Genomic DNA, 13,905 nt, shown 5'->3' with positions numbered 1-13,905 from the left:
GTAGCACCGCAGGTGTCGTGAAAGGTGAGGGGCCGGCGAGGAACGGGCCGCTCATGAGGACGGGAAGCACCGCAAGTGACGTTCACCCCCGAGCGGGGAGGCTGTGCCGGTGATGAGCTGGTGCGGTCTCTCCGTGAGATCGGAGCCCTCACGCCCGAGTGGGCCGGTGCGTTCGCGGACGTTCCGCGGGCGTTGTTCCTGCCGGAGCTGTTCTGGGCCTATGACATGGCCACCGGGCGCAGCGTCCCCGTCCGGCGCGGCGACGACCCCGAGGCGTGGGAGCGCGCCGCGTACGCGGACGTACCGGTCGTCACGCAATGGGACGACGGACAGCACACCGGCCCCGAGCCCGGCACCGTGCCGACCAGTTCCGCGAGCATGCCGTACGTCGTCGCCTCGATGCTCCGCGATCTGGACGTCGGCGACGGCATGCGCGTGCTGGAGGTCGGGACCGGCACCGGCTGGAACGCCGCCCTGCTGACGCACCGGCTGGGCGGCCCCGGCGTGGTCAGCGTCGAGATCGACCCCGCCGTCGCGGAACGGGCCCGAAGCGCCTTGAAGCAGGCCGGGTTCACCCCCGAGGTGGTCCGGGGCGACGGCGGGGACGGCTGGCCGGCCGGGGCGCCCTACGACCGGGTGATCGCCACGGCGGGCGTGCGGGCCGTTCCGCCGTGCTGGCTGGAGCAGACCCGGCCGGGCGGCGTCGTCCTCGCTCCGTGGGGCACCCACTACAGCGACCAGGACGCGCTGGTCCGGCTGACCGTCGCGGCGGACGGAAGCGCGTCGGGGCCGTTCCTGCGCATGGTCGAGTTCATGAAACTGCGCTCCCAGCGGCTCGACTGGGACCGCTTCCGCGCGCACGTCCCCGCCTTCCCCGGAGACGCCGACGTCTCCCGGACCCGGCTCGCCCTGAAGGACCTCGGCGGCCGTTACGAACCCGCCCGGTTCGTCGCGGGACTCTGCGTGCCCGACTGCGCCCATGTCGTCAACGAGAGCGGTGCGGCCGGGTCCGCGAAGGCGTGGTTCTTCGACCTCACGAGCCTGTCGTGGGCCGCCGTCGAGTTCCGCGCCGGTGAGGCGCAGGCCACGGTGTATCAGTGCGGACCGCGCCGGCTGTGGGACGAGGTCGAGCGGGCCCTGGTGTGGTGGGCGGAGCGCGGCGGACCCGGTGTCGACCGGTTCGGGCTCACCGTCGGCCCGGACGGAACGACCCGCCCCTGGCTCGACCGCCCCGCGGACGTGCTGCCGTTCACCTGACACCGGGACCGGCCGCAGTCGGTGCGACGGGGACGCCTGGGGACGCGGGCGTCCCCGTCCCCGTGTCCGAGTCTTCGGCCCCCGCTCCTCTCCCTCTTCTCCCCGCTGCGAAATACTGTCCGAGCTGCGGTGATGGGATGGCCTGAACCAATCGGGCGCTAGTGGATACGGAGTGGTGCGGTGCACGGGAGCGGTAGTGGGGATGTGCCGGGGGCGGACCGGGAGTTTCTGTCGCTGGAGCGGGAGCTGACCATGCTGCTGCGGCGGGCGCGGGCCAATCAGGGGGAGATGGCCCGTGAGGTGCACCCGGATCTGGAGCCCGCCGCCTATGGGCTGCTCGTGCGGCTGGAGGAGTCGGGGAAGCGGCGGGCCACCGAACTCGCCGCCTACATCGGCGTCGGCAAGGCCACCATGTCCCGCCAGCTGCGCGCCCTCGAAGAGCTGGGCCTCGTCTTCCGCGAGCCCGACCCCGCCGACGGCCGGGCCTGGCTCGTCGACCTCACCGAGGAGGGCCGCAGCCGCGTCAGCCGGGTGAGAGAGGCCCGCCGGGCGCGGTACGTCAGCCAGCTCGCCCATTGGGAGCGGGCGGAGGTCGCCGAACTGGCCCGGCTGCTCGGCGAGTTGAACCATGTCATGGAGAGGTGACCGGGGGCGGAGCCGAGTTCACGCCGACTCTGCCGAAGCGGCCCCAGCCCGAACCGAGTTGCCCCGCCGCCCCCAGCTCCCCTCACGGCTCCACCCACACCGCCGTCGCGTCGTCATGCGTCTTGCTCCGCCCCAGGAACACCCGCTCCACCTCATCCGCCCCCTCCAACTCCCGTACCCGGTCCACCAGTCCCCGCGCCCCCTCCTTGCGCGCGTACCCGAACAGGTCCGCCCAGCCCCCCTCGTGGAACTTCTCCGTCCACCGGCTCGCCCCGTCGGTCAGGGCCAGCAGCGCCCGTACCGAGGCCCTTGGACAGCGGCCCGTCACCGCGCGCGACGCCACCGACGGATCGGCGGCGGCCGTGAAGAAGCCGCCCTCCTTGTTGCGCGCCCGGCTGTCCGCGATCTTCGCCGACGCGAGCAACTCCCTTGGCAGCAAGGCCAGTCGGTCGTCGAGGACGGGGGTGACCGAACCTGACGGGGACTCAAGGAGGAGCGCCGCGTCGGAGAGGACGAGGTGTTCCACGCACCCCTCGTCCCACCGCGCTAGGGCGACCGTCGCCTGTGGAGTACGCGGGTGAGAAAGGTCACAGGTGTGTGAATGTGCGGCGGCGGTCCGGGCGATGGCCTGGGACAGAGCGTCCGGCAGCGGAACATCCGGTGCCGAAACGGTCAGTTCGGTCAGCGCGCCGCCGAGCCGGGCGACGTACCAGGCAACGGAGTGGCGGCAGCCGTACCCGTCCGGCGGCGGAGTCACCCCGTCGAGGACGACGAGGACACCACCCTGGCCCGACGCGGTGGCGGCGACGGCGGCGAAGTCCTCGTTGGGGCGGGCGCGGTCGCCGGGCTCCGTGACAAGTTCCGTACGCATCCGGCCAGTCTGCCGGAGCCGGGCGAACGGCCGCCGAACGGCTCGCGATGATTGCCCCACGACGGTCGATGTGCAGGTCAGACGCCTGATTTGGGGCGGAAAGCGCAGCGCGCGGGGGGCGTGGCGGTGCATCCTGTCAAAGCCCGGCGCCCGCGTCCAACCGGCGGACCGGAAAACGCCCGGGGCCGCCGCGGCACGCGCCGGTGGAACTTGCCCCTCAACTTCCTTCCGATGTTCACTCCTTCGGGTGGCGGGTCAGGTGAAGAGCGCTTCCCGCCCACCGGCACTGGGAGGGTCGGGAGCCGTACCGGTTGTGCGCAGCTGTTGACCGAGCGTCATCCGGTCCCATGGGTACACGAGATTCAGGAATGCGAGCACCGGTGCAGAAGAAGCGGCCTCGGCGCCCAGAAAAGTCGGCTTCCGGAGCTTCCGGTGCGCAGGCGCAGCCTCCCGTCGGAAAGGGCCGCCCGACCCATGTGCGCAACAGGCTGATCGTCGCCGTCGCCGTGGTCGCCGCCGCGATCGGCGCCGCCGGGACCCCGTCCGTCCTCATGGCCTCCGCCGATCTGAAGGACGCCCAGGACCTGGTGACCCTGGCCGAGCGCACCGAGGACGCCCTCGGTCTCGCCCAGTCGGTCGCCGACGAACGCGACGCGGTCACCGTCTATCTCGCGACGGGCCGCGCCAGGAGCAGTACTCCGGACGCCCAGTTGACGGCCCGCGTCGACCGCCAGATCACCGATCTGCGCACGGCCGGCGAGCTCCCGGCCGACCTCACCGCGGACCTCGACGGCATCGCGGCCATCCGCAAGAACGCCCTCGACGGCAAGACCGGCGCCCTCGACGCGCACACCGCGTACACGGCGACGATCACCGAACTCCACCGCCTCGCCGAGCAGTTGGCGCAAGCGTCACCGGCCCGTGCGGGCGCCGGGGCGTACGCGCTGGCCGAACTCGACTCCGCCGTCCAGCAGTCCGCCGCCGCCCGGGGCCTGCTCGTCGCCGCGCTGTCCATCCCCAGCAGCAGCGACTCCTCGTACGACACCAGCGACTCGGACCTGCGCGACCAGCTCACCGCCGCCGCCCAGCAGGCCCGCTTCCGCTCCGACGCCGCGCTCGCCGACTTCCGCGAGACCGGCCCGAAGGCGGCCGTCGGGTCCTACGACTCGACGGTCACCGGCAGCGAGAGCGACGCCGCCGAGAAGTACCTGACGACCCTCACCGACCAGCCGTCGCTCACCTCCGACGAGGTCGACACCAGCGCGAGCGCCGTAAACACCGCTCTGTCGGCCCGACTTGAGCTGATGCGCGGCGCCGAGGCCGCCCTCTTCGACCGGCGCACCAAGGACCTGGAGAAGCTGCGCGACGACGACGTCACCGCGCTGGAGATCCGGGTCGCCGTCCTCGGCGCGCTGATGCTGCTCGCCGTCGGCGTCGCCACCGGCATGGCCCGCGGCCTCACCCGCCCGCTCTCCGCCGTCCGCAGAGGCGCCGCCCGGCTCGGCGACGCGGAGCACCCGGGGGCGGAGGAGCCGGTCAAGTTCACCGGCCGCAACGACGAGTTCGCCCAGGTCGTGCGCTCCATCAACGCCCTGCACGCGCACGCCGCCGGCGTCCACGAACGCCTCGCCACGCTGGAGGCCGACCGCAAGCACCTCGTCGGCCAGCGGCAGAAGATGGCCGACGCCCGCGAGGAGCTGCGCGCCGAACTCGCCGACGTCACCGCCCAGTTGGAGCGGCTGCGGGCCTCCATCGGCTCCACCTTCGTCAGCCTCGCGCTGCGCACCCTCGGCCTTGTCGAACGCCAACTCACCGTCATCGAGGGCATGGAGGAGCGCGAGCAGGACCCCGAACGGCTCGCGACCCTCTTCAAGCTCGACCACTTCGCGACCGTCATGCGCCGCCACAGCGAGAATCTTTTGGTCCTCGCCGGCACCGAGCACGTCCAGCCGCACCCCGGCCCGGTCCCGCTCGTCGACGTCGTACGCGCCGCCGTCAGCGAGATCGAGCGCTACGAACGCGTCCGCATCGCCGCCCTCCCGCCGCACGCCCACATCGCGGGCTTCGCCGCCGACGACCTCTCCCACCTGATCGCCGAACTCCTGGAGAACGCCGCCTCGTTCAGCCCGCCCGACGCCCCCGTCGAGGTCTCCGGCTGGCTCCTGGAGAACGGCGACGTCATGCTCTCCGTCCAGGACGAGGGCCTCGGCATCCCCGAGGAGCGCGCCGCCCGCCTCAACGCCCGCCTCACCGACTTCGACCCCGAGACCCCCTTCGACCAGGAGGGCGAGGAAGGCCTGGGCCTCGGCCTGTACGTCGTCGCCCGGCTCGCCCACCGGCACGGCGTCCGCGTCCGGCTGCGCACCGGCGAGGGCGAGCAGTCCGGTACGACGTCGGTGGCGGTCATCCCTACGGCCGTACTGGCGCCGTCGCCGGCCGCCGCGACCCCGTCGGCTCCCGCCCGGCAGCCGGAGAAGGCCCCCGGAGTCTCCCTCCCGGGGGCCGACGCCGAGGCCAACTCCCATGTCATCGGCGGCCGTTCACGCGGCAAGGACCTCGCCGTCGAACTCGCCGAACGCGCGATCGAGAAGGCGCAGGCGGACGGGACGCTGGAGGAGACGCCCGACGAGGCCGTGACGGAGGAGGCGGAGGTAGCGGAGGAGGCCGCGCCGCAGGTCACCTCCGAGACGACCCTCGAACTCCTCGTGCCGGCGCCGCGTGAGGAGCACGCCCGCGCCGCCGACGCCGAGGACGGCGAGGAGCACGCCCGTACCGAGGCGCCCGCCGAGGACTCCGGCGAGGAGGACGAAGAGCGCGTCACCGACAAGGGGCTGCCCAAGCGGACCCCCAAGGTGACCGGCCAGGAGCAGGTGCCCCGGCCGCGCACCGGCTCCGTGGACGCGGAGGCGCTGCGCCGCCGGCTCGGCGGCTTCCGGCAGGGGGCCGAGGCCGGGTACCGGGAGGCGGAGATCGAGGAGAAGACGGGGCGGAACAAGGTGCTGGCACCCGAAGCATCCGAAGCCCCCGAAGCACCGACAGCGCCGCAAGCGGCTCAAGCGGCGCCGCACACCCCGCGAGCAGCACCGCAGACACCGCGAGCACCGCAAGACCCGGGGGGAACAGTCGAGGAGGCAAGCAGTTGACCGCGCCCAGTACCTTCGGACTGAGCAGTGAGGCACGCAACCTGCACTGGCTGCTGAACAACCTCGTCGAGGAGGTGCCGGGCATCCAGTCGGTCGCCGTGGTCTCCTCCGACGGACTGCTCCTGCTCTCCTCCGACGCCGATCACAACGCCGAGGCAGCGCAAGGGAGTTCGGCTCGCCCCAAGGGCCCGCGCGGCTCGGCCGCCGACCTCGCCACCGTCGTCTCCGGCATCGGCAGCCTCACCCTCGGCGCCGCCCGGCTCATGGACTTCGGGGACGTCAAGAACACCATGGTCGCCATGGACGACGGCAGCCTGTGCGTGATGTCCATCAGCGACGGCTCGCTGCTCGGGGTGCACGGGGACGCCGACTGCGACATGAGCGTCGTCGCCTACCACATGGCGCTGTTCGTCGGCCGCGTCGGCCATGTCCTGACGCCCGAACTGCGCACGGAGTTGCGGAAGTCGCTCGCGGGGGAGGGGGGTGGCCGATGAGCGCGGAACTCCCCGGGAAAGCCGCCGTGTCCGGCAACCGCCTCCCCGTGCGCGGCGCCGACAAGCGCCCCGCCCGCGTCCGCCCCTACTCCCTCACCGGCGGCCGCACCCGCTTCGGCCACGTCCTCCTCGTCGAGACCTTCGTCGCCGCGCTCGAAGCGCCGCAGGAGCACAAGGAGTTGACGGCGGATCAGACACCCGTGCGCGAGTCGCCGGAGACGCTGGCCATCGTCGGACTGTGCCGCCGGATGCGTACGGTGGCCGAGATCGCCGCGCTGCTGAGGATGCCCCTCGGCGTGGTCCGGGTCCTCCTCAGCGACCTCGCGGACCAGGGAAAGATCCGTGTGTACGGCACCGGTACCGCCCACGGTACGGGCCGTCCCGACCGCGCTCTGCTGGAAAGGGTGCTGAGTGGACTCCGTCGTCTCTGACCGCGTCACTTCTTCGGACGCCGGTCCCGACGAGAACCTGAAAGCCTGGCAGACGGACCGCAGCCGCGCCCCCGTCGCCACGAAGATCGTGGTCGCCGGCGGCTTCGGCGTCGGCAAGACCACCCTGGTCACGGCCGTCTCCGAGATCACGCCCCTCCAGACGGAGGCGCTGATGACGCAGGCGAGCGCCGCCACCGACGACCTGAGCGCGACCCCGGAGAAGCTGACCACCACGGTCGCCATGGACTTCGGCCGCCTCACCCTCGACGACGACCTCGTCCTGTACCTCTTCGGCACCCCCGGCCAGCAGCGCTTCTGGTTCATGTGGGACGACCTGGTGCGCGGCGCGATCGGCGCCGTCGTCCTCGCCGACACCCGCCGCCTGAAGGACTGCTTCCCCGCGCTCGACTACTTCGAGAGCTGCGGGCTGCCGTACGTCGTCGCCGTCAACCACTTCGACGGCAGCGAGCGGTTCGAGCCGGACGACGTCCGCGAGGCGCTCACCGTCCCCCCGCACGTGCCCGTCCTGATCATGGACGCGCGGCGGCGGATCCCGGTCATCGAGACCCTGCTGACCCTCGTCGCCCACGCCCTGGACGAAACACCCGAATAGGAGATCCGCCCCCGGTATGCGGAAGATACTCGTCGTAGGGGCCGGTCAGTCCGGCCTCCAGCTCGCCCTCGGTCTTCAGTCGCACGGCTATGAGGTCACCCTCATGTCCAACCGGACGGCGGACGAGATCCGCTCGGGCCGGGTCATGTCCACCCAGGTCATGTTCGCCACCGCCCTCCAGCACGAACGCGACCTCGGCATCGCGTTCTGGGAGAGCCAGGCCCCCCGGATCGAGGGCGTCGGCGTCTCGGTCGCGGGCCCCGGTCCCGGGGGCCGGGTCATCGACTGGCTCGGCACGCTCGACGGCTTCGCCCAGTCCGTCGACCAGCGCGTGAAGATGGCCGGCTGGATGGAGACGTTCGCCCAGCGCGGCGGCCAACTGGTCATCCACGGTGCGGCCGTTGGTGACCTCGACTACTTCGCCCGTACGTACGACCTCGTCCTCGTCGCCGCCGGCAAGGGCGAGCTGGTGTCGATGTTCGCCCGCGACCCCGAGCGCTCGCCCTACACCGCCCCGCAGCGCGCCCTCGCCGTCACCTACGTCCACGGCCTGGGCCCGCGCCCCGAGCACCCCGAGACCGAGTCCGTGCGCTGCAACTTGGTGCCCGGGGTGGGGGAGTTGTTCGTCATGCCGACGTTCACGACATCGGGGCGGGCGGACATACTGTTCTGGGAAGGGGTGCCCGGGGGGCCGCTGGACGCCTTCGCCGGAGTGAAGGACCCCGCCGAACACCTGCGTCTCACCTTGGAGTTGATGAAGGAGTTCGTGCCCTGGGAGTACGCGCGGGCGGCGGACGTCGAACTCACCGACGCGGGCGGTACGTTGGCGGGCCGTTACGCGCCGACGGTCCGTAATCCCGTGGGGCAGCTGCCGGGCGGCGGGCTGGTGCTGGGGGTGGCGGACGTCGTCGTCGCGAACGATCCCATCACCGGTCAGGGCGCCAACTCCGCGTCGAAATGCGCCGCTTCCTATCTCGCCGCGATCCTCGATCACGGGGAGAAGGAGTTCGACGAGGGGTGGATGCGGGGGACGTTCGAGCGGTACTGGGACACCGCCCGGCATGCGACGAAGTGGACCAACGCGATGCTGGCTCCGCCGCCGGAGCATGTCGTCGACTTCCTTGGCGCGGCAGGGCAGTTGCCGGCGGCGGCGCGTCGGTTCGCCAACGCGTTCGATGATCCGGCGGACTTGGAGGAGTACTTCTACGAGCCGGAGAGGGTGGGGGCGTATTTGGGGTCGCTGGGGTGAGCGGGTGAGGGGGTGCCGGGTGCTGTCGTCTGCCGGGTGCGGCGCCGCTGTGGCTGGTCGCGCCGTTCCCCGCGCCCCTTAAGGGGCTGCGCCCCTTTACCCCCTTGCGCAGTTCCCCGCGCCCCTAATGCGCCGTTCCCCGCGCCCCTATTCGCGCCGTTCCCCGCGCCCCCAATGCGCCGTTCCCCGCGCCCCTAACGCCCCGCCCCTCCCGCCGCATCCTCCCCCGTCCGCGTCACCCTCATCCCCTCCCCCTCCCCCCGCTCCACCCTCCAACCCCCCGCATACACCGGCGCATGCGCACCCCCCTGCGCGGCCGTCGGCGTCCGCCGCAGCTGGGCCAACTGCCCCGGCGTCAGTGCCACCAGCACCCTCTCCACCTCCCCCAGCCGCCTCCGCACCTCGTCCCGTGCCCTCTTCTTGCGTTCCGTCAGTGTCAGTTGGGTGTCCAGTGCCGTGCGGGCCGCTCTCGTCAAGGTGTGCTGGGTCTGTTCCGATCTGGTCAGGCGGGACATCGTCTGGGCCCGTTCCGCCGCGACGCGGTCGATCACATGGCCCTCGTACAGGGCGTGCTGGGGATCGCGGGCCAGCAACAGGCGTACGTACGGGGAGATGTCCGTGGCCGACTGGTACTGCTGGCGGGCGAGGCGGCCGGCCGCGCCCTGGCTGGCGTGCAGGGTCAGCCTCGCCCGCAGCAGGTCCGTGTCGAGACGGGCCACCTCCGCCCGCTGCCTCTTCAGCGCCACCGCCGTCTCGTCGTACGACTTCGTCGCCTTCTCCGCCTCGGTGTACGCCCGCTGAAGGTCCGTCAGCACGTCCGCCACCGGGCGGTCGTCCGGCCAGGCCGGCTGGCCCAGTCCCAGCTGGGCGGCCAGTGCCGCCGTGCACGCCAGTCGCAGCAACCTTCCTGACATGCCGTCAACCTCCGTGGATCTGGGACGGGTTTTCCGTCCCGCACCGCGAGCATCCGGCCGCCCGGCGGGCCGCGCGCGGCGAGTGTGCGCGGATCGGCGCAACGGGGTCACCCGTCAGAGTTGCGCTCCGGCTTCGTCCACGGCCAGCGCGGTTTCCCGGAGTCCGCCCTGCCCTCGGGGTCGTGGACGTACTTCCAGCCCTTCGCCACCCCGAGCCGCCTGCTCTGGGCCCGGGGCGTGCGGCGGTAGATCAGGACCGTCGCCGGGGCGTCGCCCGCCGCCGGGACCGGGATGCGGTACGTCTTCGGGGGGTGGCCGGTGGGGCCCAGCAGGACGGGGAGGGTGCGGCCGTCCATCGGGCCGCCCTCGAAAGGGGTCTCTTCGCTCTTCACGACGATCAGTCTCGGTCACGTCCGGACAGGGCGGCGAGCACCGCGGCCGTCTCCGGATCACGGGTCGCGGTCACCGAGAGGACCGCCATGAACTGCTCGACCAGCCAGTCCCGCAGCTCTCCGGCCGGCGGGTCCTTCTCCTCGTCGAGCCAGATCAGCGAGGCCGCCTCGACGGCCGTGATCCACATGCGGACGGTCATCCGCAGCCGCGCGCCGGGGGAGCGGACGCCGAGGTGACGGTAGATCTGCTCGGCCGCCGCCCGCCGGACGCCGTCCACCAGGGCCGTCGTCCGGGAGGTCGCCACGACGCTGCCGCCCTGGAGGAGGGCGCTGAAACCGGCGTCGTGCTGGTCGACGAAGGCCAGATAGCGGTCGAGGGCGTGGGCGAGGCGGGTGAGGAGGGGGCCGTCGTGCGGCTCGGCGAAGCACTCCTGGAGCTCCTCGGCGGCGGAGCGCAGGGCGGCCTCGTACAACTGCTGCTTGCCGCCCGGGAAGTAGCGGTAGACCAGGGGGCGCGAGACGCCGGCCGCCTCCGCGACGTCGTCCAGGGAGACGTCCTCGGGGGAGCGGTGCGCGAAGAGGGTGAGCGCGGACTCGATGAGCTGCCTGCGCCGCTCCTCGACGCTCAGCCTCTTGTAGGCGGGGGCGGCGGGGGTCATGCGGCCAGGGTAGTCGGCCGCTTCCGGGAGGCTCAGGCCAGCAGGCCCGACGACCTCCACAGCCTGCGCCCGGTCCCCCTGAGCACCCCGATGTCGTCCAGGAACTCGGTCAGTTTCCGCGCCCCGCTCCGCATGACCTCCCTGCGGTGCCCGCTCGCCCGCACCTGCGCGAGCGCCTCGCGCCGGTCGAGCCCTACGTTCGTGTAGACCTCGGGGTTGACGAAGGCCACCGAGAACACGCGGGCGAACTCCCCGGACGACACCCGCGTGAACTCCTGCGACCAGCGCGGCGCGCTCAGCATCTGGCGGCGCAGCTCCTCACGGGCGTAGCGCACATGCCGGGCCTCCTCCACGACATGGATCCGCGTCACGCCTCTGACCAGCGGCTGCACCCGCTCGTCGGGGAACGTCAGGCGCTGCATCCAGTCCAGGACCTCCTCGCCGAGCAGGGTCGCGGTGAACGAACCCGGGGTCGTGGAGATGGTCTTGAAGACGCGGCCCAGGTTCTGGTGGGCGCGGCTCACCGGGTACCAGGGGGTGTCGCTCCGCGTGATGAGGCGGGCGAACATCTTGGAGTGCCGGCACTCGTCCTCGATCTCGGTGAGGGCGTAGCGCACGTGCGCGCTGGTCGCGGACTTGTCGTAGACGTGCCGGACCAGCAGCTGCATCAGGATCAGCTCGAACCAGATGCCCAGCGAGGCGAGCGCGGCGGCCTCGTGCCGGGACAGGTCGATCCGCTGCTCCTCGCTCATCCGGCGCCACAGCGGGGTGCCGTACAGGGACACCAGCTCGGGCGGCCAGAACCACTTCCCCTCCTCGAAGGGCGCGGCCCAGTCCAGTTCCCGGTCGGGGTCGCAGGAGTGCCGGGCGGAGGCGGCGAGCAGCCGTTCGGCGACCTGCTCGCGGTCCTTGAGCAGCCCGAGCGCGTCCCGCGGGCCGTCCTCTGTGAGGGTCGTCATGCCTCTTATGAGACTGCCTGTCAGCAAGAGCGTCAATCCCTCGTGTACGACTTTCCACGCGCCGGCCGTGGAGTACGGTCACCCCGTGTTCCCGCCCCGCCGTCGCCTCCGTCTCGTCCTCGCCCTCACCGGCGCCGCCCTCGCCCTCCTCGCCGCGACCGCCGCCGCCCTCGGCTGGTTCGCCTACCGCTCCGACGCCGGTTTCCCGCAGGCCGGTTACCGGCTCACCCTCCCGCCGACCCTGGCCGGCGGCCGGTACGCGCTCGCCGCCGACCTCTCCGCGAAGGAGGGCGGGCGCATCGAGGAGGAGGCGAACAGCGCCTGGAACGCGCGGGACACGACAGCGGTCGTCGCCCAGTACGACCTCGGCGGCGACAAGGCCCGGGGCAGCCTGATCCTCTCCGGCATGTACGGCCGCTTCCGGGACACCGCCGACTCCCGCGCCAACATGATGAAGGGGGCGGGGCAGGCGGGCGGCGCCGAAATCGCCGTGCGGCCAAGGGACTTCGAGCTGACCGGGACGACCGTCAGCTGCCAGGTCGTCACGCAGACGCAGTTGGGGGAGCGGATCACCTACCCGGTGTGCGCGTGGGTCGACGGGAACACGGGGGCGACGGTGGGGGAGATCGGGCCGGACGCGGTGGGGCGGGCGGCCGGCGAGGTCGATCTGGAGGCGGCGGCGCGGCTGACGCTTCAGATCAGGACGGAGGCGCGGAAGCCTCGCTGAGCCTCGCGGACCCGCTCGCCGGCCCCGGCAACTCCCTTGCCGCACAAGGAGTTTCAGCCCCCAAGCGCAAGCACCTAAGGCTTCAGCACCGCCTCCATCACCGCCCGCGCGATCGGCGCCGCCACCCCGCCCCCCGTGATCTCCCCCCGGTCCGCCGACCCGTCCTCCACCACCACCGCGACCGCCACACTCGGCTCCGGATCCCGCTCCCCTTGCGCCCAGGACACGAACCAGGCGTACGGGACACCGGAGTTGCCCACCCCGTGCTGGGCGGTCCCGGTCTTGCCGCCGACGATCGCCCCGGGGATCGCCGCGTTCGTCCCGGTCCCCTCCCGCACCACCCCCTCCATAAGTTCCCGCAGCCGCATGGCGGTTGCCGGATGCATCGCCTGACGCGACGCGCGCGAGCCGCCGGTTGAGACGGTCGTCCCGCCCTTCCGCTGCGTCCGCTCCACCAGATACGGCGTCCGCAGCTGCCCCCCGTTCGCGACGGCCGCCGCAACCATCGCCATCTGCAAGGGAGTTGCCCGCGTGTTGTACTGGCCGATCGACGACAGCGCCAGCTGCGCCTGGTCGACCCGCCGGTCGAAGGTGCTCGGCGCGACCCCGAACGGGATGCGCAGCCGGGTGTCGTTGAACCCGAACGCCTCCGCCGTGCGCACCATGTCCCGCACCCCCACCTTCACCCCGAGCTTCGCGAACACGGTGTTGCACGACCACTCGAAGGCCGCCCGCAGCGGCGCGTCCTCGCACCCCGAGCCCTCGTTGGTGAGGCTCGTCGTCGTCCCCGGCAGGGTGTAGGGGGCCGGGGAGTCGGTCGCCGCGTCGAGATCGGTGACCGTCCCCGCGTCCAGCGCCGCAGCCGCCGTCACCACCTTGAACGTCGAACCCGGCGGATACGTCTGCGTCACCGCCCGGTTCAGCATCGGCTTGTCCGGGTCCCCGTTCAGCCGCGCCCACGCCCGCCGCGCCGCCGGCCCGTTGCCGGACAGCTCGGCGGGGTCGTAGGACGGGAAGGAGACGAGGGCCAGCACCCGTCCGGTGGACGGCTCGACGGCGGCCACCGCGCCCTTGCGGCCCGCCAGACCCTCGTAAGCGGTGTGCTGGGCGCGGCGGTTGAGGGTCGTCACCACCCGGCCGCCCGCCGGGCGCGCCCGCGTCAGGTCGTTCAGCAGCGGGAACGGCGCGAGCAGCGGATCGGCGCCGGACAGCACCGCGTCCTCGCTGGCCTCCAGATACGTCGTGCCGTACTCCTGCGAGGAGAAGCCCGTCACCGGCGCGTACAACGGGCCGTCCCGGTAGGTGCGTTCGTAGCGCAGCTGCTCGCGGGTGTCCTTCGAGCCGGTCACCGGACGGCCGCCGACGACGATGTCGCCGCGCGGCTGGCCGTAACGGGCGATCGACTCGCGGCGGTTGGCGGGGTTGCCGTCGTAGGCGGGGGACTCGACGACCTGCACGCGGGCCGCGTTGACGAGGAGGGCCAGGAGGAGGAGACAGCAGAAGACGGCGGCGTGCCGCATGTGCTTGGTCATGCCGGGGTCCCGGGGTTTT

At 72.4% G+C, this 13,905-nt stretch carries 14 protein-coding genes; 8 read left to right on the top strand and 6 right to left on the bottom strand.

The annotated features are described in order from the left end of the window. Positions 1-117: 117 nt before the first annotated feature. Both ACYUD3_RS13560 and ACYUD3_RS13555 read left to right on the top strand, forming a co-directional pair. Positions 118-1,257 carry a methyltransferase domain-containing protein gene (locus tag ACYUD3_RS13560; protein ID WP_470969743.1) on the top strand — a complete coding sequence of 380 codons (1,140 nt, stop codon included), beginning with the start codon at positions 118-120 and terminating at the stop codon, positions 1,255-1,257. A gap of 252 nt (positions 1,258-1,509) precedes the next feature. Further along, complete coding sequence (locus tag ACYUD3_RS13555; RefSeq protein WP_470969741.1) at positions 1,510-1,902, top strand: MarR family winged helix-turn-helix transcriptional regulator; 393 nt, start codon at positions 1,510-1,512, stop codon at positions 1,900-1,902. Positions 1,903-1,984: 82 nt separating this feature from the next. Here the strand turns inward: ACYUD3_RS13555 and ACYUD3_RS13550 are convergent, their stop codons facing one another. After that, positions 1,985-2,773 carry a protein phosphatase 2C domain-containing protein gene (locus ACYUD3_RS13550; protein WP_470968635.1) on the bottom strand — a complete coding sequence of 263 codons (789 nt, stop codon included), beginning with the start codon at positions 2,771-2,773 and terminating at the stop codon, positions 1,985-1,987. Between the two features lie 380 nt (positions 2,774-3,153). On the opposite strand from ACYUD3_RS13550, the gene ACYUD3_RS13545 reads away from it, so the two are divergent. Genes ACYUD3_RS13545 through ACYUD3_RS13525 form a run of 5 tightly spaced genes read left to right on the top strand, consistent with a single transcriptional unit; the run spans position 3,154 to position 8,703 of the window. Next, the gene (locus tag ACYUD3_RS13545) at positions 3,154-5,916 is read left to right on the top strand and encodes a sensor histidine kinase (RefSeq protein WP_470968633.1); all 2,763 of its coding nucleotides are present in this window, start codon (positions 3,154-3,156) and stop codon (positions 5,914-5,916) included. Further along, positions 5,913-6,410: a roadblock/LC7 domain-containing protein gene (locus ACYUD3_RS13540; protein WP_470968631.1), complete on the top strand. Its 498-nt coding sequence runs from the start codon at positions 5,913-5,915 to the stop codon at positions 6,408-6,410. The genes ACYUD3_RS13545 and ACYUD3_RS13540 overlap by 4 nt, the downstream gene beginning before the upstream one ends. After that, on the top strand, positions 6,407-6,841 hold the full coding sequence (locus ACYUD3_RS13535) for a DUF742 domain-containing protein (RefSeq protein WP_470968628.1): 435 nt from the start codon (positions 6,407-6,409) through the stop codon (positions 6,839-6,841). The genes ACYUD3_RS13540 and ACYUD3_RS13535 overlap by 4 nt, the downstream gene beginning before the upstream one ends. Continuing rightward, positions 6,822-7,454 carry a GTP-binding protein gene (locus tag ACYUD3_RS13530; protein WP_470968625.1) on the top strand — a complete coding sequence of 211 codons (633 nt, stop codon included), beginning with the start codon at positions 6,822-6,824 and terminating at the stop codon, positions 7,452-7,454. The genes ACYUD3_RS13535 and ACYUD3_RS13530 overlap by 20 nt, the downstream gene beginning before the upstream one ends. Before the next feature lie 16 nt (positions 7,455-7,470). Next, entirely contained in the window at positions 7,471-8,703 is a 1,233-nt protein-coding gene (locus tag ACYUD3_RS13525; RefSeq protein ID WP_470968623.1) for a styrene monooxygenase/indole monooxygenase family protein, read from the top strand. A 194-nt stretch (positions 8,704-8,897) separates the two neighbouring features. On the opposite strand, the gene ACYUD3_RS13520 is transcribed toward ACYUD3_RS13525, so the two are convergent. From ACYUD3_RS13520 to ACYUD3_RS13505, 4 genes are all read right to left on the bottom strand, one after another. Further along, positions 8,898-9,617 carry a coiled-coil domain-containing protein gene (locus tag ACYUD3_RS13520; protein WP_470968620.1) on the bottom strand — a complete coding sequence of 240 codons (720 nt, stop codon included), beginning with the start codon at positions 9,615-9,617 and terminating at the stop codon, positions 8,898-8,900. Positions 9,618-9,724: 107 nt separating this feature from the next. Then, the gene (locus ACYUD3_RS13515; RefSeq protein WP_470968618.1) at positions 9,725-10,009 is read right to left on the bottom strand and encodes a hypothetical protein; all 285 of its coding nucleotides are present in this window, start codon (positions 10,007-10,009) and stop codon (positions 9,725-9,727) included. A gap of 5 nt (positions 10,010-10,014) precedes the next feature. Continuing rightward, positions 10,015-10,668 (bottom strand): TetR/AcrR family transcriptional regulator, encoded by a 654-nt coding sequence (locus ACYUD3_RS13510; RefSeq protein ID WP_470968615.1) that lies wholly within the window; start codon positions 10,666-10,668, stop codon positions 10,015-10,017. A 32-nt stretch (positions 10,669-10,700) separates the two neighbouring features. Further along, positions 10,701-11,627 carry an AurF N-oxygenase family protein gene (locus ACYUD3_RS13505; RefSeq protein ID WP_470968613.1) on the bottom strand — a complete coding sequence of 309 codons (927 nt, stop codon included), beginning with the start codon at positions 11,625-11,627 and terminating at the stop codon, positions 10,701-10,703. Between the two features lie 85 nt (positions 11,628-11,712). Between ACYUD3_RS13505 and ACYUD3_RS13500 the strand changes: the two genes are divergently transcribed. Then, positions 11,713-12,354, top strand: coding sequence for a hypothetical protein (locus ACYUD3_RS13500; RefSeq protein ID WP_470968610.1), 642 nt, complete (start codon positions 11,713-11,715; stop codon positions 12,352-12,354). Positions 12,355-12,428: 74 nt separating this feature from the next. On the opposite strand, the gene ACYUD3_RS13495 is transcribed toward ACYUD3_RS13500, so the two are convergent. Beyond that, positions 12,429-13,886 (bottom strand): peptidoglycan D,D-transpeptidase FtsI family protein, encoded by a 1,458-nt coding sequence (locus ACYUD3_RS13495; protein ID WP_470968607.1) that lies wholly within the window; start codon positions 13,884-13,886, stop codon positions 12,429-12,431. Positions 13,887-13,905: the final 19 nt, after the last annotated feature.

The organism is Streptomyces sp. AMJ-169, assembly GCF_055597585.1.
This window is presented reverse-complemented; position numbering and strand designations above follow the sequence as displayed.